The sequence below is a fragment of the Actinomadura sp. RB99 genome, from assembly GCF_014706005.1.
Classification (GTDB): domain Bacteria; phylum Actinomycetota; class Actinomycetes; order Streptosporangiales; family Streptosporangiaceae; genus Spirillospora.
Map to the genome: position 1 here is coordinate 45,412 of NZ_JABMCA010000030.1, position 24,965 is coordinate 70,376.

25 protein-coding genes and 1 pseudogene are annotated in these 24,965 nt (G+C 73.1%); 9 read left to right on the forward strand and 17 right to left on the reverse strand.

Annotated features, from left to right (window positions below; all coding sequences use genetic code 11):
- Position 1: 1 nt before the first annotated feature.
- Both argS and plsX read right to left on the reverse strand, forming a co-directional pair.
- Positions 2–1,747 (reverse strand): arginine--tRNA ligase, encoded by a 1,746-nt coding sequence (gene argS / locus amrb99_RS25275; protein ID WP_190860365.1) that lies wholly within the window; start codon positions 1,745–1,747, stop codon positions 2–4.
- A gap of 460 nt (positions 1,748–2,207) precedes the next feature.
- Positions 2,208–3,248, reverse strand: a pseudogene (plsX, locus tag amrb99_RS25280) (phosphate acyltransferase PlsX); the annotation flags it as partial.
- A 262-nt stretch (positions 3,249–3,510) separates the two neighbouring features.
- Here plsX and amrb99_RS25285 point away from each other — a divergent pair.
- Complete coding sequence (locus tag amrb99_RS25285; RefSeq protein ID WP_241755909.1) at positions 3,511–3,909, forward strand: hypothetical protein; 399 nt, start codon at positions 3,511–3,513, stop codon at positions 3,907–3,909.
- Positions 3,910–3,918: 9 nt separating this feature from the next.
- On the opposite strand, the gene amrb99_RS25290 is transcribed toward amrb99_RS25285, so the two are convergent.
- From amrb99_RS25290 to amrb99_RS25300, 3 genes are read right to left on the reverse strand one after another with little or no spacing between them, the layout of a single operon-like run.
- The gene (locus amrb99_RS25290) at positions 3,919–4,272 is read right to left on the reverse strand and encodes a hypothetical protein (RefSeq protein ID WP_190860372.1); all 354 of its coding nucleotides are present in this window, start codon (positions 4,270–4,272) and stop codon (positions 3,919–3,921) included.
- Positions 4,269–5,258, reverse strand: a complete 990-nt coding sequence (locus tag amrb99_RS25295) for an alpha/beta hydrolase (RefSeq protein WP_190860373.1) — start codon at positions 5,256–5,258, stop codon at positions 4,269–4,271. Before amrb99_RS25295 ends, amrb99_RS25290 begins: the two co-directional genes overlap by 4 nt.
- Positions 5,255–6,058, reverse strand: a complete 804-nt coding sequence (locus amrb99_RS25300; protein ID WP_347256847.1) for a DUF998 domain-containing protein — start codon at positions 6,056–6,058, stop codon at positions 5,255–5,257. The genes amrb99_RS25295 and amrb99_RS25300 overlap by 4 nt, the downstream gene beginning before the upstream one ends.
- Positions 6,059–6,412: 354 nt before the next feature.
- Between amrb99_RS25300 and amrb99_RS25305 the strand changes: the two genes are divergently transcribed.
- Both amrb99_RS25305 and amrb99_RS25310 read left to right on the forward strand, forming a co-directional pair.
- Positions 6,413–7,729, forward strand: a complete 1,317-nt coding sequence (locus amrb99_RS25305; protein ID WP_347256848.1) for a lysine 2,3-aminomutase — start codon at positions 6,413–6,415, stop codon at positions 7,727–7,729.
- A gap of 71 nt (positions 7,730–7,800) precedes the next feature.
- Positions 7,801–8,145 carry a hypothetical protein gene (locus amrb99_RS25310; protein WP_190860375.1) on the forward strand — a complete coding sequence of 115 codons (345 nt, stop codon included), beginning with the start codon at positions 7,801–7,803 and terminating at the stop codon, positions 8,143–8,145.
- A 6-nt stretch (positions 8,146–8,151) separates the two neighbouring features.
- On the opposite strand, the gene amrb99_RS25315 is transcribed toward amrb99_RS25310, so the two are convergent.
- Complete coding sequence (locus amrb99_RS25315) at positions 8,152–9,366, reverse strand: MFS transporter (RefSeq protein ID WP_190860377.1); 1,215 nt, start codon at positions 9,364–9,366, stop codon at positions 8,152–8,154.
- 58 nt (positions 9,367–9,424) lie between these two features.
- Between amrb99_RS25315 and amrb99_RS25320 the strand changes: the two genes are divergently transcribed.
- Positions 9,425–10,408, forward strand: a complete 984-nt coding sequence (locus amrb99_RS25320) for a DUF5937 family protein (protein ID WP_190860379.1) — start codon at positions 9,425–9,427, stop codon at positions 10,406–10,408.
- 64 nt (positions 10,409–10,472) lie between these two features.
- Here amrb99_RS25320 and amrb99_RS25325 read toward each other — a convergent pair whose 3' ends face one another.
- The 3 genes from amrb99_RS25325 to amrb99_RS25335 form a co-directional block, all read right to left on the reverse strand.
- Positions 10,473–10,994, reverse strand: coding sequence for a YbhB/YbcL family Raf kinase inhibitor-like protein (locus tag amrb99_RS25325; RefSeq protein WP_190860381.1), 522 nt, complete (start codon positions 10,992–10,994; stop codon positions 10,473–10,475).
- A gap of 107 nt (positions 10,995–11,101) precedes the next feature.
- Positions 11,102–11,899, reverse strand: coding sequence for an ABC transporter ATP-binding protein (locus amrb99_RS25330; protein ID WP_347256849.1), 798 nt, complete (start codon positions 11,897–11,899; stop codon positions 11,102–11,104).
- Positions 11,892–12,791, reverse strand: coding sequence for an ABC transporter permease (locus amrb99_RS25335; protein WP_347256850.1), 900 nt, complete (start codon positions 12,789–12,791; stop codon positions 11,892–11,894). The genes amrb99_RS25330 and amrb99_RS25335 overlap by 8 nt, the downstream gene beginning before the upstream one ends.
- Positions 12,792–13,000: 209 nt before the next feature.
- Between amrb99_RS25335 and amrb99_RS25340 the strand changes: the two genes are divergently transcribed.
- A complete protein-coding gene (locus amrb99_RS25340; RefSeq protein WP_347256851.1) occupies positions 13,001–14,566 on the forward strand; it encodes a diacylglycerol kinase family protein in 1,566 nt (521 codons plus the stop codon).
- A 114-nt stretch (positions 14,567–14,680) separates the two neighbouring features.
- Here amrb99_RS25340 and amrb99_RS53295 read toward each other — a convergent pair whose 3' ends face one another.
- Together amrb99_RS53295 and amrb99_RS25350 are read right to left on the reverse strand one after the other, a co-directional pair.
- On the reverse strand, positions 14,681–15,850 hold the full coding sequence (locus amrb99_RS53295; RefSeq protein ID WP_190860386.1) for a cytochrome P450: 1,170 nt from the start codon (positions 15,848–15,850) through the stop codon (positions 14,681–14,683).
- Positions 15,847–16,290 carry a 2,4'-dihydroxyacetophenone dioxygenase family protein gene (locus amrb99_RS25350; RefSeq protein WP_190860388.1) on the reverse strand — a complete coding sequence of 148 codons (444 nt, stop codon included), beginning with the start codon at positions 16,288–16,290 and terminating at the stop codon, positions 15,847–15,849. Before amrb99_RS25350 ends, amrb99_RS53295 begins: the two co-directional genes overlap by 4 nt.
- A gap of 107 nt (positions 16,291–16,397) precedes the next feature.
- Here amrb99_RS25350 and amrb99_RS25355 point away from each other — a divergent pair, with 107 nt between their 5' ends.
- The 4 genes from amrb99_RS25355 (at position 16,398) to amrb99_RS25370 (ending at position 19,722) form a co-directional block, all read left to right on the forward strand.
- Positions 16,398–16,619, forward strand: coding sequence for a DUF6158 family protein (locus amrb99_RS25355; RefSeq protein WP_190860390.1), 222 nt, complete (start codon positions 16,398–16,400; stop codon positions 16,617–16,619).
- A gap of 320 nt (positions 16,620–16,939) precedes the next feature.
- The gene (locus amrb99_RS25360; protein WP_190860392.1) at positions 16,940–17,746 is read left to right on the forward strand and encodes a VanW family protein; all 807 of its coding nucleotides are present in this window, start codon (positions 16,940–16,942) and stop codon (positions 17,744–17,746) included.
- A gap of 43 nt (positions 17,747–17,789) precedes the next feature.
- Entirely contained in the window at positions 17,790–18,332 is a 543-nt protein-coding gene (locus amrb99_RS25365) for a YceI family protein (RefSeq protein WP_190860394.1), read from the forward strand.
- Positions 18,333–18,426: 94 nt separating this feature from the next.
- Positions 18,427–19,722: a serine hydrolase domain-containing protein gene (locus amrb99_RS25370; RefSeq protein WP_190860396.1), complete on the forward strand. Its 1,296-nt coding sequence runs from the start codon at positions 18,427–18,429 to the stop codon at positions 19,720–19,722.
- Here the strand turns inward: amrb99_RS25370 and amrb99_RS25375 are convergent.
- The 6 genes from amrb99_RS25375 to amrb99_RS25400 are packed head-to-tail and all read right to left on the reverse strand — an operon-like array spanning position 19,703 to position 24,832.
- On the reverse strand, positions 19,703–20,482 hold the full coding sequence (locus amrb99_RS25375) for a hypothetical protein (RefSeq protein WP_190860398.1): 780 nt from the start codon (positions 20,480–20,482) through the stop codon (positions 19,703–19,705). The two genes, amrb99_RS25370 and amrb99_RS25375, sit on opposite strands and share 20 nt — an antisense overlap.
- The gene (locus tag amrb99_RS25380; RefSeq protein WP_190860400.1) at positions 20,479–21,603 is read right to left on the reverse strand and encodes a glycosyltransferase family 4 protein; all 1,125 of its coding nucleotides are present in this window, start codon (positions 21,601–21,603) and stop codon (positions 20,479–20,481) included. The genes amrb99_RS25375 and amrb99_RS25380 overlap by 4 nt, the downstream gene beginning before the upstream one ends.
- Positions 21,603–21,959, reverse strand: a complete 357-nt coding sequence (locus amrb99_RS25385) for a hypothetical protein (RefSeq protein ID WP_190860402.1) — start codon at positions 21,957–21,959, stop codon at positions 21,603–21,605. Before amrb99_RS25385 ends, amrb99_RS25380 begins: the two co-directional genes overlap by 1 nt.
- A complete protein-coding gene (locus tag amrb99_RS25390; protein ID WP_190860404.1) occupies positions 21,956–22,693 on the reverse strand; it encodes a hypothetical protein in 738 nt (245 codons plus the stop codon). The genes amrb99_RS25385 and amrb99_RS25390 overlap by 4 nt, the downstream gene beginning before the upstream one ends.
- 13 nt (positions 22,694–22,706) lie before the next feature.
- Entirely contained in the window at positions 22,707–23,870 is a 1,164-nt protein-coding gene (locus tag amrb99_RS25395; protein WP_190860406.1) for a glycosyltransferase, read from the reverse strand.
- The gene (locus tag amrb99_RS25400; RefSeq protein ID WP_347256852.1) at positions 23,867–24,832 is read right to left on the reverse strand and encodes an NAD-dependent epimerase/dehydratase family protein; all 966 of its coding nucleotides are present in this window, start codon (positions 24,830–24,832) and stop codon (positions 23,867–23,869) included. The genes amrb99_RS25395 and amrb99_RS25400 overlap by 4 nt, the downstream gene beginning before the upstream one ends.
- Between the last annotated feature and the right edge of the window lie 133 nt (positions 24,833–24,965).

Below are 24,965 nucleotides of genomic sequence, written 5' to 3' on the forward strand. Positions count from 1 at the left end.
GCTACATGCGTTCCGGGGTGGGGACGCCCAGCAGGTGGAGGCCGGTGGTGAGGGTGCGGAGCGTGGCGGCGCACAGGGCGAGCCGGGACGCCTTGGTCGCCTCGTCCGGGGCCTTCAGGACCGGGCAGTTCTCATAGAACGTCGTGTAGGCGTCGGCGACCGAGTAGACGTAGGTCGCGAGCTTGTGCGGCTCGGCGGTCTCGCCCGCCTGCTCCAGGACCGCGCCGAAGCCGAGCAGTTGCAGGGCCAGCGCGCGTTCGGCCGGATCGGTGAGGACGATCGGGCCGGTCGCCTCGTCGGGGGCGACGCCGCCCTTGCGGAAGATCGACCGGATCCGCGCGGCCGCGTACTGCAGGTACGGGCCGGTCTTGCCGTTGAACGAGATCATCCGGTCGAGGTCGAAGACGTACTCGCTGTCGCGCGCCACGGACAGGTCGGCGTACTTGACCGCGCCGATGCCGACGTCCTGGACGATCGCGGCGCGGGTGGCGTCGTCGAACGGCTCGTCGTGCTGGATCTCGTCGAACACCGTGCCGGCCCGCTCGACGGCCTCGTCCAGCAGTTCGGCGAGCTTGACGGTGCCGCCGGCGCGGGTCCGCAGGATCTTGCCGTCGGTGCCGAGGACGTTGCCGATCTGCGCGTGGTCGGCCCGGACGTCGTCGTTCAGCCAGCCGGCCATCCGGGCGACCGCGAAGACCATCTGGAAGTGCAGCGACTGCGGAGCGCCCACCACGTAGATCATCCGGTCGACGTGCTCGGTGTCGACCCGGTACCGGATCGTCGCGAGGTCGGTGGTGGAGTAGTTGTAGCCGCCGTCGCTCTTGCGGATGATCACCGGGAGGGGCTCGCCCTCGCGGCCGGTGAAGCCGGGCGGGAACGCGCAGAGCGCCCCGTCGCTGACCACCGCGATGCCCTTGTCCTCCAGTTCCTGGACGGTCGGGGCGAGCAGGTCGTTGTAGAAGCTCTCGCCCTTGATGTCGTCGTCGGTGAGGGTGACGCCGAGCAGCCCGTAGACGGAGTTGAAGTACTTCTTGGACACGTCCACGAGGACGTTCCAGAGCCGCAGCGTCTCGGGGTCGCCGGCCTGGAGCGCGACGACCCGCCTGCGGGACCGGTCGGCGAACCCCTCGTCGCCGTCGAACTTCGCCCGGGCGGCCTGGTAGAAGGCGGTGAGGTCGCTGACGGACGAGTCGCCCCGCGCGGCGGCGTCCTCGCCGAGGTCGAGCAGGTGCTCGATCAGCATGCCGAACGGGGTGCCCCAGTCGCCGACGTGGTTGTCGCGGACCACGTCGTGGCCGAGGAAGTCCAGGATGCGGGCGATCGCGTCGCCGACGATCGTGGTCCGCAGGTGCCCGACGTGCATCTCCTTCGCCACGTTCGGCGAGGAGTACTCGACGACGACCTTCTGCGGCGCGGCGGTCACGGGGACGCCGAGCCGCGCGTCCTCCAGGGCCCGCTGCGCCTCGCCGGCGATCCACTCGTCGCTGAGCGTGAGGTTGATGAAGCCCGGCCCGCTGACCTGCACGTCCGACACGACGCCGGCGACGTCGAGGTGCTTGACGATCTCGTCGGCCACGTCTCGCGGCTTGCGGCCCAGCTTCTTGGCCAGCGGCAGCGCCACGTTGGCCTGAAGGTCGGCGAACTGCGACGGCCGGATGACCGGGTCGGCGTCCGCGTACGACGGTCCGAAGGCGGCGCTCAGCGCGTCCTGGACCCGGGCGGCGAGTACGAGTTGCGGATCGGGCATGTTCCAAGGTTATCGGCGCGCGCGTACCGCATGGCACGGGTTTTCCCGCCGTGCGGGACGGCGCGGCACGTCGTCGGCGCGGCCCGCCGCGACCCGTTCGCGCGCCTCGGGGGCCGTCAGCCCGCGCCGGGCCGCCGCCGGTACCCCGTTCACACCCGCGAGATCTCTCCCGGACCGTCCCGGACTATGTCGCGGCGGGCGGCTCGGTCCGTTCCGGCGCGGCGCGCTCGCCGGCGGGCGCCGCGGCCTCCCGCGCCGGCTCCGCGGGCTTGGCGGGCTCCGGCGGCCGCTCCGGGGACTTCGGCGCCCGGTCGGCCCGGTCGGCCCGGTCGGCCCTGTCCGCGCGGTCCGCGCGGTCCGCCCTGTCGCTCTTGTCCGGCCTGTCGGCCTTATCTGCCTTGTCGGCCTGGGAGTCGCGCTCACCGTGCGTCCACCGGCCGAACCGGGACGTCCGCGTCGCCGCGACCTGCTCGCGGATCCGCTCCACGATCCGCCCGGCCGCCAGCCGGTGCGCCAGCTCGCACGCCGAGGTGATCGCCCGGGCGTGCGAGGCGCCGTGCGCGATCACGACCGTCCCGTTCAGGCCGAGCAGGACGCCGCCGCCGTAGGTGTCGGGGTCGAGCCGCTCGCGCAGCTCCAGCAGCCGGCGGCGCTGCAGCAGCGCGCCGACCCGCGCGGGCGCGCTCGCGGTCATCGCGCCCCGGATCTCCGCGAACGCGGTCCGGATCGTGCCCTCCATGGTCTTGAGCGCGACGTTGCCGGTGAAGCCGTCGGTCACGACCACGTTCACCTCGCCGCTCAGCAGGTCGTGGCCCTCCACGTTCCCCGCGAACTCGATGCCGTGGCTGGACCCGGACAGCAGCTCGTACGCCCGCTTGGTGACCTTGTTGCCCTTGCCCGGCTCGGCCCCGATCGTCAGCAGCCCCACGCTCGGCCGCTCCACGCCCAGCAGGATCTGCGCGTACGCGGTGCCGAGCGCGGCGAACTGGACGAGCCCCTCCGGCTTCACGTCCACGCTGGCGCCCGCGTCCAGCAGGATCGTCGGGTGCGGCGAGGTGGGCAGCGTCACCGCGATCGCGGGCCGCATCACGCCCTGCTGGCCCTTCAGCCGCAGCCGGGACGTCGCGACGACCCCGGCGGTGCTGCCCGCCGACACCAGCGCCGACGCCCGGCCCTGCTTGATCAGATGGCAGGCGATCGCGATCGACGACTTCGGCTTGCGCCAGCTCGCGAGCGCGCCCTCGCCCATGTCGAGGGCCTCCTCGGCGTGCACGATCGGGATCTTCCCGGCGACGCCGTGCAGGTCCAGCTCGCGCTGGATCCGCGGCGCCTGCCCGACCAGCACCACCCGCACGCCGTGCGCGCGGACCGCCTCCACCGCGCCCTCGATGATCTCCCCGGGGGCGTGGTCGCCGCCCATCGTGTCGACCGCGATCGGCAGCGGCCGCACCGTCGCCGGACGGCGGGCCGCCGGGCGCGGCGGCTCGCCTTGACCGGTCATGGGTCGCTCCAGGAGGGAGAGGGACGGGTGGCGCGCGCGAGATCCGCAGCTCATCGCATGGTAAGTCCTCGGTTCGGGTGCCTTGGCGGTGCGCGGCCCGGAGGTGGCGAGCCTCACGCGCCCCCGACCGCCGCGACCGCCGCGACCGCCGCGCCGGACGGCCCGCGCCCCTGGGCAACGAATGCGCATGATCAGGGAAAAGTCCGGTACCCACCGCATGTGATCCAGTACGGACGGTGATGTACCGGACGTGGAAATGGTGATGAATCGCAAGAAGACCCTGATCCTGGGCTCCGCCGTGCTCTTCGTCCTGCTGGTCGCGGGCGGTGCCGCGTGGGTGCTGGTCACCTCGGGCGGCGAGCTGACGTACAAGACGCAGGCGGCCCTGCGCAACGCGATGCCGGCGAAGGCCACCGACGAGCTGAGCGTCCGCGGGGTGAACCTGCGGTCGCCGCTGAAGTGCGAGGACCTGCCCGGCTGGACGAAGAAGAGCATGCGGGTGTCCTGCACCGGCACGACCGCCGACAACAAGCAGGTCAAGGTGATCGGCAGCGGCGAGCAGGAGGCCAAGAGGAACTACTTCACGATCCTCGTGGACGGCCGCCCGGTCGTGGAGAACGCGCAGTGCCTCGGCGCCTCCTGCCACAAGAAGAGCGGCTGAGACGGCGGCTCAGGAGCAGCCGAGGCCGAGGCAGTCCTGGTCCAGGACCTGTCGCCCGGCGACGGTGACGGTGTACTCCTCGACCGGGTGCGCGCCGTCGGCTCCGAGGGCGGTGCCGGTCACCACGACGGGCTGCCCCGCCTTCGTCGTCGCGGTGCAGGCCACCCGGACGGTGTCGCCGATCTTCGGCGTCCGGCAGGACGGGCGGGCCTTCAGCCGGATGTCCCGCTTCTTCAGCTCGGCCACGACCCCGTCGGTGACGGCGTTGCGGTAGGACTCCTCGGAGATCCGCTGCATCACCTTGCATCCGGACAGGGTCGCGCCCAGCACCGCCGCCAGCACCAGCGCCAGGACGCGCCTCATACCGTCTCCTCCGCCCGGAGCACCTCCGCGACCGCGTCGGCGACGGCGTCCGGGCGGTCGAGCTGGACCATGTGCCGCGCGTCCGGAAGGTCCACCTGGCTCCCGTAGGGCGTCATCCTCGCCAGCCGCGCGTGCCCTTCCGACCACTCGCGCCTCTTGGCCTCGCCCTTGACGTCGCCGAGCGCGGTCAGCACGATCAGCGGGACGGCGGGGAACGGGCGGCGCTCGCGGAGCCGCGCCAGATCGACGGCCTGCTCCCGGTACGCGAGATCCTCCGCGATGACCGTGCCGAGGACGGTCCCGCGCCCGTACACCGAGCGGACGACCACGTCCGGGACCGGTTCGTCGCGCCGGCTGGTGTGCTTCAGGACGGCGCGGCGCCCGATCGGCCCGAGGACCCGCGCCAGCCGCGTCGCGCCGAGGAGCACCCCGGCCGCGGTCGCCAGCGGCGTCGCGGCCGCCGCGAACCGGACGAGCTCGTGCGGGTGCGGCTCGTAGCTCGGGTCGACGAGCACCAGGCCCCGCACCAGGTCGGGGCGGAGCCGGGCGAGCGCCTCGGCGTGGAACCCCGCCATCGAGTGCGCGACCGCGATCACCGGCCGGCCGGCCCGCTCGGCGAGGGCGGCGAGGACGTCCGCCTCGCGGCGCAGCGTCGGCGCGGCGATCGCGGCCGGGCTGAGGCCGAGCCCCGGGCGGTCGAAGGCGATCACCCGGTTCCGGTCGCGCAGCAGGTCGGCGCTGGGCCGCCAGTCGAACCAGGCGCCGCCGAGACCGGAGCTCAGCAGCAGCGGCGGCCCGTCCGCCGGCCCCTCCTCGACGACGTGGACCTGCTCGCGGCCCACGTTCACGACCTCGCTCACGGCGGCGCGGCCGTCGTGTGCGGCGCCGCCGTCGTTCACGGTGCCGTCGTTCGCGGAGTCGCCGTCGTTCACGGTGCCGCCTTCGTGCGTGATCTCGCCGTCGTTCGCGGCGCGGCTGTCGCTCATAGGTGCGTCTTCTCCCGTAGCGGCGGGGAGGCCGGGGCCCGCCCGGCGTTCCGGCGGTCGGCGTAGAGCGCCCAGGCGATCAGCAGCAGCCCGGCGCACAGGACGGAGATCTGCACGCGCTGGATGATGCCGAGCCAGCGGCCCAGGTACATCGCGAGCAGCGTGCTCAGCGCGAACACGGTCTCGGCCGCCGCGACCACCCAGCCCCAGCGGGCCAGCACGGGCCACCACCCGTAGCGGCGCGCGGCCAGCGACAGCAGGAACAGCGCGATCACCCCGCAGGTGATCACGACGGTGCTGGTGACGGAGTGGAACTCGTGCGAGAACGACACGTGCTCGGAGCGCTCCCGCAGCGCGCACCACGTCTCCAGGTTCGGGGCGCAGTCCAGCGGGAAGGAGGCGTCCCCGATCGCCCAGATCCCGAACAGGCCGAGGAACGCCCAGCCGGCGGTGGCCAGCGGCCGGCGCCGCAGCCGGCGCAGCGTGCCGGCCGACACGATGATCGACAGGACCCCGGTGATCAGGTCGCCGCCGCTGTAGACGAGGTGGAACGGCTGGTCGATCGCCGACAGCTCGCTCACGTAGCCGTTGACGACGTCCAGGTCGGGGCTCAGCCAGTTCTCCAGGAAGAAGGAGGCGTAGAAGAGCGCCGCGAGGAACGCCAGGACGATCACGTAGCGCGGGGCGACCCCCGGCCCGCCGGGCTCGTGGAGGTCCGGTCCGCCGGTGCCGGGTCCGGGCGCGATTCCACCCTGGCCATCGACCGGCTCGGCCGGACTGTCCGTGTCATGGGAGTGCACACCAGCCCCTTCGCCCGTCCGCGGTGCCGCCCTCGCCAGTATTTCCGAACATCGTGTCAGCGTGTGACCTGGGGCGCGGTTTCCGGAGTATCCGCTGGCCGAAGCGTGGCCCCGCCGTGACGGAGAGGTTGACGTCCCGTAGTCGTTGAACATGGGGCGGGGCGTCGACGATGATGCAGGGGCGATTTGTCGGGGTCCGGGCTGACCAGCTTTTTCCGTACCCTGTAGGGGGTATCAATTCGGTATGAACCGGTCCCAAACGGTTGAATGGGGGTGTCCCGCGGCTTTTTGATCACCGTCCGTGACGACGCGCCCGGGGACCCGCTCCCCCATGACATCAAGGAGTACCAACACGTGACACTGGTGAACGACGCGGCTCCCGCAATGCGATCCACAGGTCGCAAGTTCCGCGCCTTCACGGCGAAGCACCTGGACGAGCTCACCGCTCGCGCCGGTCTGTCGCCCGAGCAGCGGCTCGCCACCCGAGCGGTCGCGACGGTCCTGCCCTTCCGGACCAACGCCTACGTCATTGAGGAGCTCATCGACTGGTCGGCCGCGCCGGACGACCCGATCTACCGGCTGGTGTTCCCGCAGGAGGACATGCTCCCGGCCGAGGACGTCGCGCGCCTGTCCGACCTGCTGCGCCGCGAGGCCCCCAAGGCCGAGATCGAGGCCGCCGCGCACGCCGTGCGGATGAAGCTGAACCCGCACCCGGCCGGGCAGATGGAGCTCAACATCCCGAGCTTCGGGGACGGCAAGATCCCCGGAATGCAGCACAAGTACGGCGAGACGGTCCTGTACTTCCCCAAGCAGGGGCAGACCTGCCACGCGTACTGCACCTACTGCTTCCGCTGGGCGCAGTTCATCGGCGAGCCCGACCTGAAGATGGCCGGCGACGAGCCCACCGCCCTGCGCGACTACCTCCTCGCCAACCCCCAGGTGACGAACGTCCTGTTCACCGGTGGCGACGCGATGATCATGGGCGAGCCGGTGCTGCGGCGCTACATCGAGCCGCTGCTGGAGCTGGAGCAGCTGGAGGCCATCCGGATCGGCACCAAGTCGCTGGCGTACTGGCCGCAGAAGTTCGTCACCGACCCGGACGCCGACGACATGCTGCGGCTGTTCGAGCAGGTCGTCGAGTCGGGCAAGAACCTCGCCTTCATGGCGCACTTCTCGCATCCCCGCGAGCTGGAGCCGCTCATGGTCGCCGAGGCGTGCCGCCGCATCCGCGACACGGGCGCGGTCATCCGGACCCAGGCCCCCCTCATCCGGACGATCAACGACGACTCCGCGACGTGGGAGGGCATGTGGCGGACCCAGACCCGGATGGGCCTGGTCCCGTACTACATGTTCGTCGAGCGCGACACCGGTCCGCAGGACTACTTCGCGGTCCCGCTCGCCCGCGCCTACGAGATCTACCGGGACGCCTACAAGAACGTCTCGGGGCTCTCCAGGACCGTCCGGGGCCCGTCCATGTCCGCCACCCCCGGCAAGGTGTGCGTGGACGGCGTCATCGACCTGATGGGCGAGAAGGTGTTCGTCCTGCACTTCATCCAGTGCCGCGACGCGGACCTGGTCGGTAAGCCGTTCTTCGCGAAGTACGACCCCGACGCGGCCTGGCTGGACGATCTCAAGCCGGCGTTCGCCGACCGTTTCCCCTGGGAGAAGTAGGTACCTTCCGGGCGCCGCCTGAGTACCGGTACTCAGGCGGCGCCACCGGGCGCGCGGCGAGCATTGCCGACATGTTCTCCTCTTTCTCCGCCCGTGCCCCCCGATCCCCCCGGCCGGCCCGCGGCACGGCCGACCGGGTGCGGCTCGCCATCGCGATCGGCTACGGCGCCGCCGTCACGGTGACGACCGGGATCGTCCTCGCCGCCGACCTGTTCGCGGACGACCCCGGCTTCATCGGCGTCTTCCTCATCCTGGCCACCGCGCCGCTGTCGATGGTGAGCCTCTACCTCCTCGACTTCGGGGAGATGCCGCAGGCCCTCACCAACGTCCTGTTCTACGTCGCGACGACCGGGTCCGGGGCGCTCCAGACCTGGCTCCTGTGGCCCGGACGACGACGCCGCCGTTCCGCCGAATAGGCGCCGTCAGCGAAGGTGGCGGTGGAGGGCGAGCGCGGCGAGCACCGCGGCGGCCCCGCAGAGGGCGATGACCTGCGCCGGGGCCAGCAGGTCGCCGAGCGCGCCCGCGCCGCCGATCGCGGCGGCCTGGCCCGTCATCACCCCGGTGCTCGCCAGCCCGATCGCCTGGCCCCGCACGGTCTGCGGCGTCGCGTCCACGAGCCGGCGCTGGAGCGGCAGGTCGTAGCCGAGGCCGACGGTCCCCGCGAGCATCAGCGCGCAGGCCAGCGGCAAGGGCGGGTGCAGGGCGAACAGCAGCAGCGGCGCGCCCGTCAGCAGCGCGAGAGGGAACGTGAGCCGGTCGCGCAGGCCGGGCCGGATCCAGCGGCCGACCAGCAGGTTGCCCGCGAACATCCCGGCCGCGGCCGACGACAGCATCAGCCCGGCCGCCCCCGGATTCCCGAGCCCGCTCGCGTACGGGATCGCCATCGCCTCCGACCCGACGGACAGCGACAGCGGCAGCCAGAAGGCCAGCAGCAGGCCCCGCGTGGTGCCCGCGCCGAGCAGCCGCCGGTTCACCCGCCACGTCTCGCGCGCCACCCCGGAGCCGCCGCGGTTCGGCGCCGGCACGTCCGGCAGCCCGAACCGGGCGAGCGCCGAGGCCACGGCGGCGCTCGCGGCGGCCAGCCAGAGCGTCCCCGCCGGGGACAGCGCCGCCAGCAGCAGCCCTCCGGCGGCCTGCCCGGTGATCTGCGCCCCGGCGGACGTCATCGTGAACAGCGACCGGCCCAGCACGAAGCCGTCGCCGGGGAGCAGCGCGGGCAGCCGGCCCTGCACGGTCGCGCCGCCGACCGGCGCCACCAGCCCGAGCACGGTGATCAGCGCGATCGTCCCCGGCAGCGGGACGGCGCCGCACGCCAGGACGGCCGTGACCGCGAGGCGCAGCAGGTGGAACCCGGTGAGCAGCCGCCGCATCGGGACCCGGTCGGCGAGCGAGAGCAGGAGCGCGCCGCCCACCGCGTACGGGAGCATGCCCGCGCAGAACACCAGTGCCGCGGCGAGCGCGGACCCGGTCCGCTCGAACGTCTGCACCGACAGCGCGATCATCCGGACGGAGTCGCCGGTCACCTGCAGCGTCTGCAGCCCGAACAGCGTGCGGAACTCGGGGACGCCGAAGACGTCGCGGTAGCGCGCGGACGCGGCCGGTGCGGCCGGGCCGGGGGGAGCGGTGGATGCCGTCATGGCGACCAGACTCGGGCGGCGGGGCCGGCCTGGATAATGTTTCGGGGAGGAGCGAAACATGTACCGGATCGAGGTGGGGCCCGGCGACCTCGCGGCGAGCCGGTTCGGCATCGCGCCGCTGCACGAGACGATCACCGCGCTCGGCCTCGCGGCGGGGCGCGTGCCGGCCGGCCCGGTGAGCCCGTGGGTGGAGCGGGCGCGCCCCCGCTACGCGTCGATCGCCGCCGACCCGGCCGTCCGGGCGCTGGCGTTCCTGCGGCGCCGCCACGGGTACATGGCCGACTTCGTCCAGCCGCCGCCGGGCCGCCCGAACCTCACGGTCGCCGAGCAGCTCGCCGTCGCCCGCGCCACGCCCGAACCCCAGGCCCGCGAGGAGATCGCCCGCAACCTCGACGGCCTTCCCACGCCGCCGGACGACGTCCGGGCGGTCCTGCACGCGCCCGACGTCGTACGGCGCCTCAGCGACGCGCTGGAGGCCGCGTGGACGGCGCTCGTCGAACCGGACTGGCCGGTGCTGCGCGCGATCCTCGAACAGGACATCGTGCACCGCGCGGGACGGCTCGCCGCCTACGGCTGGGCGGAGGCCCTCGACGGCCTGTCCCGGCAGGTCCGGTGGCGCGGCGGCATGATCGAGGTGGACATCCCCGACGAGGGCGCCTACCGGCTGGACGGCGCCGGGCTGATGTTCGTCCCCACCGTGTTCTCCGAACTCGGCGTCGCGCTGGAGCGGAACTGGCCGTACACGCTGATGTACCGGGCCAGGGGAGTGGCGGCCCTGTGGGAGGGGCGGGAGGGGCGGGTGCCGCGGGACGACGACGCGCTCGCCCGGCTGCTCGGCCGCACCCGCGCCGACCTGCTGCGCGCGCTGGCCGAGCCCGCCACCACGACCTGGCTCAGCGCCCGGCTCCGGGTGAGCCTCGGCGGGACCGGCGACCACCTCGCGGTGCTGCGCGCGTCCGGCCTCGTCACCCGCGAGCGCAGCGGCCGCTCCGTCCTGTACCGGCGGACGGCCATGGGGGACATGCTGGTCGGCGCCTCCTGAGGCCGCCCCGGCGGGCGCGACGGCCTCAGCGGGACGGCCTCAGCGGGACGGCCTCAGCGGGGCGTCAGACGCCGTACTCGGGAATGATCGTCGCGCGGGCGAGGGTGTGGGCGGTGATGTTGAAGCCCGCCACGGCCGGGGAGACGTCCGAGCCGATCCCGAGCGACTCCACGTCCAGCGCGTGCACCGTGAACACGTACCGGTGCGGGTCGCCGGGCGGCGGCGCGGCGCCGCCGAACTCCTTGTTCCCGTAGTCGTTGCGGGCGTGAATCCCGATCTTGGAGTCGGCGGTGCCCGCGCCCGTCGGCAGCTCGGTGACGTCCGCCGGGATGTCGAACAGCGTCCAGTGCCAGAACCCGCTGCCCGTCGGGGCGTCCGGGTCGTAGCAGGTCACGGCGAAGCTCTTGGTCTCCGGCGGGAACCCGGACCAGCGCAGGTGCGGGGACTGGTTGCCGCCGCTGAACCCCCAGTCGTCGAACACGTGCTTGTCGTCGAGCCGCTCGCCGTGGACGACGTCGTCGCTGGTCACGGTGAACGACGGGACCTCGGGAAGGTGCTCGTGCGGAAGCGGTGGCCGGCCGGCCATGGCGACCTCCTCGTCAAAGGATCAGTTGTCACTCCATCTCTATCAGGCGGGTCAGGTCTTGACCGCGCCCATAGAGAACCCGGTGACGAACCGGTCCGTGACCGGAATCACTTCCCGGCGGCCTCGCTGTAGGCCGCGATGACCTCTTCCGGATCGCCGTCCATCCGCATCCGGCCCTCGTCGATCCAGATGACGCGGTCGCACATCTCCTTGACCGTGTCCAGCTGGTGCGCGACGAGGAAGACCGCGCCGGCCTCGTTGCGCAGCTCCTCGATCCGCTTCTTGCTCTTGCGCTTGAACTTGGCGTCGCCGGTGGCGAGCGCCTCGTCGATCAGCAGCACGTCGTGGGTCTTCGCCGCGGCGATCGCGAACCGGAGCCGCGCCCCCATGCCGGACGAGTACGTCCGCATCGGGTACTGGATGAACCCCTCCTTGAGCCCCGCGAAGTCGACGATCTTCTGGTACTGGGCCTTCGTCTCCGTCGGCGTCATGCCCATCGCCAGGCAGCCGAGGACGATGTTGCGCTCGCCGGTGAGGTCCTTCATCAGCGCCGCGTTCACGCCCAGCAGGGACGGCTGGCCGTCGGTGTACACCGCGCCGCTGTGCGGCGGCAGCAGGCCCGCGATGGCCTTCAGCAGCGTCGACTTGCCGGAGCCGTTGGTCCCGATGATCCCGACCGCCTCGCCGCGGTACGCGACGAACGACAGCCCCTTGATCGCGTGGACCTCCTTCATCGAAGGACGGTTCTTGCGGCGCAGCACCCGGGAGAACGCGCTGGCGGCGTTGCCCTTCCCGCCCGCGCCGTACACGCGGTAGATGATGTGCAGGTCGTCGACGACGACGATCGGCTCGCGCGTGGGGTCGACGTCGATGGCCGTCCCGCCGCGCACCTTGGTGTCAGCCACGGCCGTAACGCTCCTCGGCACTGAAGAAGAACAGGAACCCGCCGATCAGCGCGACGGCCGACCAGATCCCCGCGTAGAGCCACAGCTGGCCGGTGGTCTCCGTCAGCTTGGTGTTCACGAAGTGGCGGTACTCGCCGAGCAGCTGGTGCCGGCTCAGCTCCACGTACACGTAGGCCGGGTTGGCCTTGAGGATGTCCCCGATCCACGGGTGGGTCTTCAGCGCGTGGCTGCGGTGCAGCAGGTCCGGCAGGCTGAAGATCACGCCGGACAGGTACAGCCAGGTCCGCATGATGAACGGCAGGAGCTGGCTGACGTCCCGGTTGAACGCGCCGAGCCGTGCCATCACCATGCTGATCCCGACGTTGAACATCAGCTGGAGCAGCAGGACCGGGACGAACATCACCATCTGAACGCTGATCGGCTCGCCGAACGCGAACACGATGCCGAGCAGCACGATCAGGGAGAGCAGCAGCTGCTGGAACTCCACGGTCGCGATGGCGAGCGGCAGCGTCGCGCGCGGGAAGTGCAGCGCCCTGATCAGCGACAGGTTGTCCCCGACGGACTTGGAGCCCGACGTGATCGAGCGCTGTGTAAACCCGAACATGAACACGCCCGTCACAAGGAAGGGAATGAAGTCCGGTACGCCGCGCTTGGTGTTGAGGAGGACGCCGAAGATCAGGTAGTAGACCGAGACGTTCAGGATCGGGGTCAGCAGCTGCCAGACCTGACCCAGCCTCGAGTCCGTGTACATCGAGATGTTCTTGGCCGAGGCGAACGCCCAGATGAAGTTGCGCCTGGCCCAGACGCTCTGGATGTACTTGCGCAGCGGGGGGCGCGCCGCGCTCTGCCTCAATCCGTACCGTGCGGCGTAGGCGGCCAGCGTCTCGTTCACGTGAGGAGACTCCGCGATCGTGCCGACCGACTCGCCACCCGATGAACCGAGCCGTTGCGGGTGACTCATGCCGGGAAGCCTATTGCAGTCGATGATGTGTCGGTGACGTTCACCCGCATGTGACCCCCGAACTGAGATCATTACGGAATCTTGTCGTCGCCCCTGGGGATACCCCGGGGATGCGGTCCAACCATTCTCGATCACTCCCCGTGCTGCGCTCGCCCGGGCGCCCCCCGTCCGCCCGCACCGCCCGCGCCCCCTACCGGGCGCTGCTCGGCCGGCTGGGACGCGCCGACCGGTGGGCGTTCGACCGGGTCGCCGCGGCCCGGCTGCCCGGCCTGGAGTACGTCCTGCCCCGGCTGTCGAGGACGGCCGACCACGGCGTGCTGTGGTTCACCACGGCGGCGGCGCTCGGGCTCACCCGGCGGCCCCGGCTGCGGCGCGCCGCGCTGCGCGGCTCGATCGCGATCGGGGTGGCGAGCCCGATGGTCAACATCCTGGGCAAGCAGGCGTTCCGCCGGGCGCGCCCGGTCGTGGACCTGGTGCCGCCGATCCGGATCCGGTGGAAGCTGCCGACCTCGCACGCCTTCCCGTCCGGGCACTCGGCGTCCGCCGCCGCGTTCGCGGCCGGGGTGGCGCTGGAGGCCCCGGCCGCGGTGGCGGCGCCGGTCGCGGCGACCGCCGCCGCCGTCGCGTTCGCCCGCGTCTACACGGGCGCGCACTACCCCGGCGACGTGCTCGCCGGCCTCGGCATCGGCGCGCTGGCCGGGTTCGGCACGCGCCTGGTGTGGCCGGCGCGCCCTCCGGTGGCCCGCGTGACCCGGGCCGAGGGCGAGGACGTCCAGGTCACCGATGACGGGCGCGGCGTCGTCGCGGTCGTCAACACCGGCTCGGGCGGCGGCGGCGAGGCCACCCGCGGGATCCTGCCGGGCAGCGCGGAGATGGCGTCCGGCCTGCTGGAGCGCGAGCTCCCGGCGGCGGAGATCGTCATGCTGGAGCCCGGCCAGGACCTCGAGAAGGCGTGCGCGGAGGCCGCCGCGCGGGCCGACGTGCTCGCGGTCGTCGGCGGCGACGGCACCGTCAACGCGGCCGCGCGCGCCGCGCTCGACCACGACGTCCCGCTGCTGGTCGTGCCGGGCGGGACGCTCGACCACTTCGCCCGCGCGCTCGGCGTCGAGTCGCCCGCGCAGGCGGTCGCCGCGTACCGGGCGGGGCGGATCGGCCGCGTGGACGTCGCCTACGCCGCGCCCGCCGGGACCGGCTCCCGCCGGGGCGGCGAGCGGCTGTTCCTGAACACGGCGAGCTTCGGCGCCTACACCGAGCTGGTCGACCGGCGCGAGCGGCTGGAGAAGCGGCTCGGCAAGTGGCCCGCGCTGGCGATCGCCGCCGTCCGGACGCTGCGGCACTCCGAGCCCGTCGAGGCCGTCGTGGACGGGCACCGGCGGCACGTCTGGCTGGCGTTCGTCGGGAACGGCGTGTTCGGTTCGCACGGCGCGGCGCCCACGTGGCGGGAGCGGCTCGACGACGGGCGCCTCGACATCCGGATGGTCTCCTCCGGGCGGCGGATGCCCCGCGTCCGGGCGGTCGCCGCGGTCCTCGCCGGGCACCTGCACGTGGTGCCCGGCTTCCGGGGGTGGCACGCCGGCGGGCTGGAGGTGCTCACGGAGTGTGACGAACTCCGGCTGGCCCGGGACGGCGAGGTGTCGCCGATGCCCCCGGGGATCCGGTTCGGCAAGCACGCGAAGGCGCTCGCGGTCTTCCGGCCGGAAGCCTGACGGGTGCCGGGAGTTCGGCGAAGGTTCAGGCGGCTGTAACCGCGGCCGGGCGCCGCGCGACCGGCTCCCGGCGGCCGGCCGCGAGAAGCGGGTCCGGCCGCCGGGAGCCGGTCCTCAGGCGAACGCGAGCGGGAGGCCGCGGAGCCCGACGACCACCGGCGAGCCGTTGTAGACCGGTTCGCCGGTGACCGTGACGGTTCCGTACCGGGACCGGAGCTCTTCGAGGACGAGCCGCATCTCCATCCGCGCGAGCGCCGCGCCGAGGCAGAAATGCGGGCCGTACCCGAACGCCAGTCCCGGCACTTCGGGGCGCCTGGTGACGTCGAAACGGTCGGCATCGGGACCGAATGCCTCCGGATCGCGGTTCGCCGACCCGTACAGAAGCATGATGTGGTCGCCGGCCTCCAGCTTCCTGCCCGCCAGGACGGCCGGGCGTGTCGCGGTCCGGAGGAAGTAGACGACCGGGGACGTCCAGCGCAGGATCTCCTCGATGGCGGTCGGCATCGCCTCCGGCCGCTTCATCGCCTCCCACTGGTCCGGGTTCTCCGCGAACGCCAGCAGCCCGCCCGAGATCGCGTGCCGGGTGGTCTCGTTCCCGGCGACGAGCAGCTGGATCAGGAACATCACCATCTCGATGTCGGTGAGCCGGTCGCCGTCCACCTCGGCCTGGGCGAGCTGCGAGATCACGTCGTCGCGCGGCGCGGCCCGCCGCTCGTTGGAGACCTCGACCAGGTAGACGCCGGCCTCCATCCGCAGCGCGGCACGCTCCTCGTCCGACAACTCCGGCGCCGCCCCCGGGATGATCGACTCCGACCAGCGGAAGAACCGCGGCCAGTCGTCCTCCGGGATGCCGAGCAGCAGGCAGATCACCTGGAGCGGCAGCGGGACGGCCAGCTCCGCGACCACGTCGAACGGGCGGCCCGCCTCCACCGGCTCCAGCAGCGCCCGGAACCGCTCCCGGACCGCGCCCTCCAGCCGCCGCATCGCCGAGGGCCGGAACGCGGGCGCGACCAGCCCCCGGTACCGGCCGTGCTCGGGCGGGTCGGTGTGCATGATCGTCGGCGGCGTGTCGAAGGGGACGCCGATCTCGTCGATCAGGATGCCGTCGCCCGACCGGTACGCCGCCGGGTCGCTCGCCACCGCGTGCACCGCCGCGTGGGACCCCGCCACCCACAGCGGCAGCGACGGATGCCGGACGAGCCCGCCCTCCGCCCGTATGGCCTCGTACAGCCCGTACGGATGCCCGTGCGCGTAGAACCCGTCCGGAAAGCCGTCCGGGATCACGACAGGATGCCCTGCGGTCTCGCTATCCCGGCGTCGTCGCACATGGCGTAGTAGGCGTTGAGCGTCGACTCGCCGTCGGTGACGCCGGTGATGTTGCCCTCGGCGTCGTACTCGATGAAGGCGCCTTCGAGGATGAACAGGATGTCGCTGTCCTCCTCGATGGTGAGCGTGTGGACGGAGCCGGGCGGCTCGTAGATGAACGTCCCGGCGTGGTAGTCGATGCCGTACTCCTTGTAGCGCCACCGTCCGGAGAACGTGTAGGCGTGGACGCCGCCGGTGTGCTTGTGGGTGGGCAGCTGGAAGCCCGCCTCGAAGCGGTTGCGCACCACCCAGGTGTCGGGGGAGACCCTCAGGACCTGGAGGCCGACCGGGCCGATCGTGACCCAGGGGATGTCGCCGGAGTGGACGTGGCCGACCAGGGGACCGCTCGTCTCAGTCATAAAGCAAACGCTAGGTAGGTGACACCGGACGCGCAAGACCCGCGGTTCATGGTCGTCCGACCGGGTAGGAGACGGACGCCCGCGAACCGCTGGAGGAGGTACCGCACATGGCGATGGGAGTCAGCCCCGCCGATCTCACCGACGACGACCTGCTCCGTGAGCTGGGGCATCTCTACGAGACCCGGATGGACGCGCTCCGGCACGCAGCCGACCAGGCCTACGGCGAGCACACCCAGCGGATGGCCCAGCTGGAGGCCGAGTACCTGCGAAGGCGCCCGGGCCGCGAGATCGACCCGCAACGCCTGCGCGAGGGCGCCCGCGCCCGCTGACGGGGCACCCCCATCACAGACGCCGTCGCCCGGCCGGTTCCGCGCCACCGGCCGGGCGGTCGGCATGCCCGGCGCACCGCGCCCGGCTCCCGCGCACCGCGCCTGAACTCCCGCGCACCGCGCAGTTTCGACTTCGGGGCTCGTGTTCGTGTTGTTCCGGCAAAGGCGGGGGTGTCGACCGGGAGAGGGGAGGAGGGTGCGGTGCCAGGATCCTGACGGGCGAGATCGCCCGGGATCCTCGGGGGGTGTGATCGTTGGTACGGACCCGGCGGGGGCGTTACGGACGGGCGTCGGGGAGCGAGCCGGGCCTCGGGGAGTGCGTGCGGCGCTGGTGGCCGTTCGCGGTCGGTGCGCTGGCCGCCACGGGGCTGCTTCTCGGCGTGTACCTGTGGGCTCCGCGCAAGTCGGGCGCGTCGGTCGCCGAGGGGGCGGCTCCCGGCGATTCCGCGCGGCCCGACGCGGCCTCGCGGTCAGGGGCGCCGATGGCGTCCTACACGACGCGGTTCCAGCCGGGGCAGCCGCGCGTCCGCAACATCGAGCTGGCCGCGCGGTTGCTGGACGGGAGGGTGGTGCGCCCGGGCGCGACGTTCTCCTTCAACCGGGTCGTGGGGCCGCGGACGCGGGGCCGCGGGTACGTCCCGGCGCCCGCGATCATGGGGTCGCGGCTGGTGAAGGACGTGGGCGGCGGCATCTGCCAGGTGTCCACGACGCTGTTCAACGCGGTGTTCCGCGCGGGCCTGGACATCCGGAAGGCGCGCGCGCACACCATGTGGATGCCGGAGTACCCGGAGGGGCGCGAGGCGGCGGTGGCCTATCCGGACCTCGACTTCACCTGGAAGAACGACACGGGCGCGCCGGTGCGCATCCAGGTCGGCTACACGGGGGACTCGCTGACGGTGAGCCTGTGGGGGCACCGCCGGTACGAGGTCCGGTCGAAGACGTCGAAGCGGTACGGGTTCTCGCCGTACGGGACGGGCGTGGGGCGCGGGCGCCGGTGCGTCCCGATGGCCGGCCGGAAGGGCTTCAGCATCGACGTGTGGCGGACGCTGCTCTCCGCCGGCCGCGAGGTCCGCCGGGAGAAGTTCCACACCGAGTACCGTCCGCAACCCGAGGTGACCTGCCTGTAGCCCCTCGGCGGGGGCGCGCGGGGCCGCATGGCAGTGTGAGGGCATGACCGTTCGAGAGGGAACCTACGAGCTGGGCCCCGGTGACGGGCGGCTGCTGCTCCGGACGAGCCGCAGCGGCCTCGGCCGGCGCGCCGGCCACGACCTGACCATCGAGGCGACCAACTGGACGGCGGAGGCGACGGTCCGCGAGCCGCTGTCGGAGTCGTCCGGGAAGGTGGTCGTCGTGGTGGACGGCCTGGAGGTCCGGGAGGGCGCCGGCGGCGTGAAGCCGCTGTCGGAGAAGGACCGGCTGGACATCGGCGACAACCTTCGCAAGGTGCTGGAGGCCCGCCACCACCCGGAGATCACCTTCACCGCGACCGCGGTCCGCACCGAGGCCGGGGAGGTCGAGGGCGACCTGACCATCATGGGCCGGACGAAGCCCGTCCGGGTCCGCGCCGAGCTCGACGGGGACCGGCTGCGCGGCGGGGCGACGGTGCAGCAGACCCGCTGGGGGATCAAGCCGTTCTCGGCGTTCTTCGGCGCGCTCCGCCTCGCCGACGAGGTCGAGGTCGAGTTCGACCTCCGCCTCCCGGTCAACAACTGATCAACGCCGCCGCCGACCGGTCTCGGCGGAGATCGGCCCCCATTAGTGTCCGAAGCCGTACATTCCAGGCAGCGGGTCTCTACGGGGGGAATGCATGGCGCCGGTAACCAGGCGGGACTTCGGCAAGGCGGCCGGGCTGGCCGGTCTCGGCGCGGCGGTGCCGGCGCTGCTGACGGGCTGCTCGTCCGACGATTCGCCGCGCACGGCGCGGGCCGCCGCCGCGCAGGCCGCAGCGACGCGGTCGTGGCGGGTGACCGGGACGGCGCTCGCCGGCCTCGGGAGCTTCGACGCGACGATGAAGAGCTTCATGCAGGCCCGCAACGTCCCCTCCGGGCAGCTCGCGGTCGTCCGCAAGGGCAAGCTGGTGCTGTCGCGCGGATACACGTGGAGTTCCAGCACCGGCTTCACCACGCAGCCGACGTCGCCGTTCCGCGTCGCGAGCCTGAGCAAGCCGGTGACCGCGACGGCGGTGCTGCGGCTCGTCCAGGACGGGAAGCTGAAGCTCACCGACCGCGCCGCGACGCTGCTCGGGCTGTCGACCGCCGCCGACCCGCGGCTGAAGGACGTCACCGTCCTGCGGCTGCTGCAGCACCTCGGCGGCTGGGACCGCGACATCTCGCCCGACCCGATGTTCCAGGACGCGGCGATCGCCAAGGCGCTCGGCATCGCGCTGCCGGTGAAGCAGGCGAACATCATGAAGTACGTGTCGGCGCACAAGCTCGACCATGCGCCGGGCACCAAGTACGCCTACTCGAACTACGGCTTCATGCTGCTCGGCCGCATCATCGAGAAGGTCACCGGGCTGAGCTACGCGTCGTACGTGCAGAAGGCCGTCCTGACGCCGCGCGGCATCAAGCGGATGAAGCTGGGCCACACGCTCACCCAGGCGAGCGGCGAGCCCCACTACTACTCCGGCTACACGGGCCCGACCGTGTTCGACAACAGCGGCAAGAAGGTGTCCACCCCCTACGGCGCCTTCAACCTGGAGAACATGGACGCGCACGGCGGCTGGCTCGCCACCGCGATGGACCTGACCCGGTTCGCCGGCATCTACGACGGCGGCACGAGCGTGCTGACCGCCGCGTCGATCAAGCGGGCGTTCACCAAGCCGGAGACCGGGATCAACAGCAGCGGCTGGTACTACGGCTGCGGCTGGATGGTCCGGCCCGTCACCGGCGGCACCGGCATGAACACCTGGCACGACGGCAGCCTCGCCGGGACGAGCACGCTGCTCGTCCGCCGCAACGACGGCCTCGCCTGGGCGGTGCTGTTCGACCAGCGGCAGGAGGGCAGCGCGCCGAGCTACGGCGACATCGACCCGGCGCTGCACAAGGCCGCGAACGCGGTGAAGACCTGGCCGACCGGCGACCTCACCTCGAAGTACTTCTGACGCGGGCGGCGCGCGCGAACTGGTCGTCGAGGGTGCGCGGGAACGGCAGCACCCGGTGCCGGTCCCGCCAGGGCGCGTACTGCCGGACGGCGTTGAACCCGGCGGCGGTGACGATCCGCTCGACGCCGGGCCCGGGCGGGCCCGCGGGGTAGGCGTCCAGGTGGACGACCCTGGCGGGCAGGCCGTCCGGGCGGTGCGGTGAGACGAGCGTCAGCGGAGGGTCCGCGCCCTCCATGGCCGCCATGTCTCGCGCGTAGGCGAGGAGTTCGAGCGTCTCGGCGTCGGGGCCGCTGTGGACGACCAGCCAGCCGCGGACGTCGAGCGTCCCGGACGGCGGGTCCGTCAGCGCGAGCGGCGCGATCTCGGCGGACACCGCGCGGAGGTGGGCCTCGTGGGCCGGGTCGAGGGGTTCGAGGACGAACGTCCGGTCGAAGCGGGGCGGGTCGGCGGGCAGGAGCGGCAGGTAGGCGTCCCAGCGCAGCAGGCGCGCCAGGTGCGTGACCCGGATCCCGGACGGCGGCCGGGCCAGCTCGCCCTTGAGGCCGGCCGGGAAGGCGTCGACGACCAGCTCGTCCGGTGCGAGCGCGGCCAGGCGGGTGGACGCGGGACGCACCGTCCAGCCGGACGAGACGCGCGGGTCGGCGGCGAACGGCGAGTCCGACAGGACCACGACCTCGTCGTCCACCGCCAGCGTGTGCAGGAAGGCACGGAGCCGGGTGAGGTGCCCGAGACCGCCGCCAGCCGCGTAGCAGGCGATCAACGCACCTCGCCGAGGACCGCGAGGTACCCGGCGGTCTCGGCGGCGGGCGTGAAGTCGCGGGCGATCCGCTCGGCGCCCGCCGTGCCCAGCGCCGCCAGCTCCTCGTCGCTCGCGCGGGCCGCCCGGTCGATCGCCTCGCGGCAGGCGTGCGCGTCGCCCGCGGGGAACACGAAGCCGATCGCGTCGTCCGCCACGTCCGCGAGACCGCCCGCGTCCGAGCAGATCAGCGGCACCCCGAGCGCCGCCGCCTCCAGCGCCACGTTCGGCATCCCGTCGTAGAACGACGGCAGCGCCGCGAGGTCGCAGCTCGCGTACACGGCGGGCAGGTCGTAGCGTTCGAGGAACGGCAGGAACGAGTGCGGCACGGTGTCCTTGCGCTCGGCGAGCCACGCCGTCACTGTCTCCTCGACCTCGCCGACGAGCACCAGGTGGAACCGGCCGGCATGGCCGGAGGCGACGAGCGCGTCCAGGAAGAACCCGACGCCCTTCTTGTTCTTCAGCTGCCCGATGACGCCGATGGTGCGGCGCTCCGGCTCGACGTTCTCCGCCCGCCAGGCGCGCCCCCGCTCCCGCTCCGACGGCAGGACGCGCCACTGCGCGGTGTCGACGCTGTTCGCCACGAACGTCACGGCCGCGTCCGGGGCCAGCGCCGTCACCAGCGGCATGTGGTCGCGCGCCACCACGCAGACCCGCGCGGAGGCGCGCAGCGCGTCCGCCAGGACGCCGCGCCGCCGCATCGAGAACACGCCGACGTCGATGTCGTTGCCGCGCAGCAGGGTGATCAGGGGCGCGTCCACCAGCCGGGCGAGGACGGGCGCGGCGAGCATCGAGTACGTGCCGCCGAACGCGACGACGTGCGTGTACGCGCCGGTGAGCCGCTCGGCGGTCAGCGTCGTCCACAGCCGCCGCAGCGCGTGCTCGGGGTCGTCGCCGAGCGGGGCGGCCAGCAGCCGGCCGCCGTGCTCGCGCGTCACCGCCCAGGGCCGCTCGCGCCGCGTCAGGTGCGCGACGTCCACCTCGACGCCGGCGCCGCGCAGCCCCCGGACGATCCGGTCGCACGAGTTGGCCATCCCGCCCTGGCTTGGCGGATAGTGCTCTGTCACCCAGAGGACACGGGTCATCAGCTGTCCACGAACCCGCCGTCACCGTCGTCCGGCCCGAAGTCGCCCGCCCCGTACGAGTAGTCGTCGCCGGGGTTGAACGCGCCGCGGTCATAGGAGTCGAACGACGAGTACCACTGGTTGTCGTAGTACGTCTGCGAACTGCTCTCGTAGTAGCGGCGCCGGTAACCGCTCGCGTAGGACGGGTCGTACGGGTCGGGCTCGCCGCCCGCCTGCGCGGCGCAGGCCGGGCAGTACCCGCCCTGCACGGCGTGCTCCGCGCAGACCGCGCGCCCGCATCCCGGGCACGCGGCCACGGCCGGGCGCCCGCAGCGTCCGAGCAGGAAGAACCCGGTGGTCACGGTGCAGGGCGTCACCGCGCGCTCCTTCCGGCCGCGCCGGCCGCGCCGGCGGGCGTCCAGCGGAACGGCTCCGTCGACACGTGCAGGATCCGCTCGCGCAGCTCGTCGTCCTTCAGCGGCCCGAGCAGCTTGGCGTTCGCGCGGATCATGAACCGGTTGCCGTCCTTGACCCGCACCTGGATCCACCTCGGCGGCGGCGTGCCGGGCGGCCGCGGGGCGGCGCCCTTGCCCAGCCGGCGCGTCACGCTGACCATCTGCACCGTCTTCGTCTTGTGCTTGTACTTGACCTTGCCGCGCGGGTTCCGCTTCTTGTACTTGCGGTGCCGGACCCGGTCGGTCACCGCCAGCTCCACGACGCTGCCGTCCCGCAGCTCGGCGCGCATCCGCAGCCACGGGTCGACGACGAACCACTCCTTCATCGACAGGATCGGCCGGGACACCTGCACCGGCCGCTCGGGGCCGCGCTTCTCGGGGACGTCCGCGCCCCGCATGTCCAGCGCCACCGACAGCAGGCCCTCGGGCGGCATGTCCGCCGCGAGGACGCGCAGCATCGGCACCAGCACCCGCGACGTCCGGGGGGTGACCCGCCACTTGCGCCGCTTCACGGCCGCCTCATGGCCGGCGAGGCTCCGGATCACCGGCTCCCACTGGTCGCGCGGCAGCGACACCGAGAACCCCTTCTCCAGCACCAGCGTCCGGTGCAGCGGGTGGAACCCCTCGATGGCCGCGCGTTGCTTGCGCCAGAACATGACGACACCCCACCTATCGGTCTGACGGCGCGATCGTACGGTAGACCTCGGCCAGCCGGGCGCGGGACCGCGTCCAGGTCAGGCCGCCGGCGACGTGTGCGCGCGCCCGCGCGCCCATCGCGGCGGCCTCGCCGGGGTACTCCAGCAGGATCCGGACGGCCCGCGCCAGCTCCGCCGGACGGTCCGCCGGGACGAGCCGCCCGTGCTCCCCGTCCGCCATGAGCTCGCGGACCGCCGGCAGGTCCGAGGCGACGACCGGGACGCCCGCCGCCATCGACTCGATCACCTTCAGAGGCGCGCAGCCCTGGTCGAGGTTGCGGGCGCAGCCCGTCAGCGGCGCCACCGACACCTCGGCGTGCGCCAGCCACGCGGCGACCTCGGGGTGCGGCAGCGCGAACCGCCAGTCCAGGCGGTCGGCGACGCCGAGCCGCTCCGCCAGCCGCCGTACCGGCTTCGCGCGCCGCTCCGGGACGGACGAGCAGATCACCAGCCGCAGGTCCGTGAGGTCGCCCAGCCGCGCGAACGCGCGGAGCAGCACGTCGATGCCCTGCCATGGCTGAAGCGCCCCGACGTAGACGACGTACCGGTCGGGCGCGCCGGCGGGACGCGCCGTCTCGCCGGGGAGGTCGGCGCCGTTCGGCACGAGGTGGACCTTCTCCTCCGCCGCCCCGAGCCTCCGGACGGCCTCGCCGATCACCCGCGACGGCACCACGACCGCGTCGCAGCGGTCCAGGCAGAACCGCTCCAGCTCGCGGATCTTGCCGAGCGTCGCGGGCGAGGCCCATGGCCAGGTGTGGCCCATCTCGATGGACGGCAGCCCGTTCACCTCGAAGACGACCCGGTAGCGCCGGCCGGCGGCGGTCAGCGCGGGCAGCGCGCTCCACGGATCCCGGACGTGGACGACCTCCAGCGACCCCGCGTGCTCCTTCAGCAGCGCCGCCGCCCACGCCGAGTACGCCTCCGCGCGGTCGATGAGGTTGGGAATCTGCTCCTCGAACCTGACGATCTCCCGCGCGCCCTCCCGCTGGTAGCCGGGCAGCCCGCCGCCGCCGAGCACGCCCAGCAGCCCGCCGCCGAACCGCTCGAACAGCTCGTCGGCCATCTGCGCGATGTGCACGGCCGACCCCTTGCCCGACGGGAAGCGGTCGAACGCGAGATACGCCGCCCGGTGCCTCATCCGACCGCCACCTCCTGCGCGCGCAGCGACCGGTGCCAGGCGATCTGGTCCGCCAGGCCGTCCGCGAGCGAGGTGGTGGCCGACCAGCCGAGCAGCCGCCCGGCCAGCCCGCAGTCCGCCCAGGTCAGCGCCGCGTCACCGGCCACCGGCGCCTCCCGCCGGATCTCGGGCCGCACGCCGAGCACCCCGGTCAGCAGCGCGATCGCCGCCCGCACCGCCACCGGCTCGGGATGGCCGATGTTGAGGGCGACGCCCGGCGGCAGGTCCTCGGCGGCCGCCGCCAGCGTCGCCGCGACCACGTCCCGCACGTGCGTGAACGACCGCGACGTCCGCCCGTCCCCGAAGACCGGCAGCGGGCGCCCGTCCAGCGCCGCCTCCACGAACCGGTGGAACGCCATGTCGGGCCGCTGCCGGGGGCCGTAGACCGAGAAGTACCGGAGCACCACGGTGCGCAGGCCGTTCTCCGCGGCGAGCCCCGCGAGCCGCTCGACCTCCACCTTGCTGGCCGCGTAGGGGCTCGCCGGGTCGAGCGGGTCGTCCTCCCGGTTCGGCCGGTGCCCCGCCGACCCGTACACCGACGAGCTCGACGCGACCACCACCCGCGGGCGCAGCCGCGCCGGGCGCCGCGCGCACGCCTCCAGCAGCCGCGCCGTCGCCAGCACGTTGTCGCGCTCCGCCGCCGCGCGCCCGCCGCCCCACGAGCTGCGCACGCCCGGCCGCCCCGCGAGATGGACCACGACGTCGGCGGCGGCGACCGCGTCGAGGTCGTCCACCGCCAGGTCCCGCTCCAGCGCCGTGACGCCCGGCAGCGCCGCCACCCCGGCCCAGGCGCGCCGCGCCGGCTCCGGCGTCGGCGACCGCCCGGGCGCGTCGACGGCGAGGACCTCGTGCCCCGCGCCCGACAGGGCGCCGGCCACATGCCCCCCGATGAATCCCGCCGCTCCCGTCACCACCACCCGCACGCGGGCACCCTATCCATCTCACCGCGTTCTTGGACAGATCCACCGGAGTGCACTGACCAGCGAAGATCGAACAGGGTGTAGGCGGAACGGCCCTGCCGGACATCTCCGAGCGACACCGACCCGAGAGAAGGGA

Excerpts from the sequence above, each read along its gene's own strand:
- argS (WP_190860365.1), bottom strand. The coding sequence starts at position 1,747 with ATGCCCGATCCGCAACTCGTACTCGCCGCCCGGGTCCAGGACGCGCTG.
- amrb99_RS25285 (WP_241755909.1), top strand. The coding sequence starts at position 3,511 with ATGAATCGCAAGAAGACCCTGATCCTGGGCTCCGCCGTGCTCTTCGTC.
- amrb99_RS25290 (WP_190860372.1), bottom strand. The coding sequence starts at position 4,272 with ATGAGGCGCGTCCTGGCGCTGGTGCTGGCGGCGGTGCTGGGCGCGACC.
- amrb99_RS25295 (WP_190860373.1), bottom strand. The coding sequence starts at position 5,258 with ATGAGCGACAGCCGCGCCGCGAACGACGGCGAGATCACGCACGAAGGC.
- amrb99_RS25310 (WP_190860375.1), top strand. The coding sequence starts at position 7,801 with ATGTTCTCCTCTTTCTCCGCCCGTGCCCCCCGATCCCCCCGGCCGGCC.
- amrb99_RS25315 (WP_190860377.1), bottom strand. The coding sequence starts at position 9,366 with ATGACGGCATCCACCGCTCCCCCCGGCCCGGCCGCACCGGCCGCGTCC.
- amrb99_RS25320 (WP_190860379.1), top strand. The coding sequence starts at position 9,425 with ATGTACCGGATCGAGGTGGGGCCCGGCGACCTCGCGGCGAGCCGGTTC.
- amrb99_RS25325 (WP_190860381.1), bottom strand. The coding sequence starts at position 10,994 with ATGGCCGGCCGGCCACCGCTTCCGCACGAGCACCTTCCCGAGGTCCCG.
- amrb99_RS25350 (WP_190860388.1), bottom strand. The coding sequence starts at position 16,290 with ATGACTGAGACGAGCGGTCCCCTGGTCGGCCACGTCCACTCCGGCGAC.
- amrb99_RS25355 (WP_190860390.1), top strand. The coding sequence starts at position 16,398 with ATGGCGATGGGAGTCAGCCCCGCCGATCTCACCGACGACGACCTGCTC.
- amrb99_RS25365 (WP_190860394.1), top strand. The coding sequence starts at position 17,790 with ATGACCGTTCGAGAGGGAACCTACGAGCTGGGCCCCGGTGACGGGCGG.
- amrb99_RS25370 (WP_190860396.1), top strand. The coding sequence starts at position 18,427 with ATGGCGCCGGTAACCAGGCGGGACTTCGGCAAGGCGGCCGGGCTGGCC.
- amrb99_RS25380 (WP_190860400.1), bottom strand. The coding sequence starts at position 21,603 with ATGACCCGTGTCCTCTGGGTGACAGAGCACTATCCGCCAAGCCAGGGC.
- amrb99_RS25390 (WP_190860404.1), bottom strand. The coding sequence starts at position 22,693 with ATGTTCTGGCGCAAGCAACGCGCGGCCATCGAGGGGTTCCACCCGCTG.
- amrb99_RS25395 (WP_190860406.1), bottom strand. The coding sequence starts at position 23,870 with ATGAGGCACCGGGCGGCGTATCTCGCGTTCGACCGCTTCCCGTCGGGC.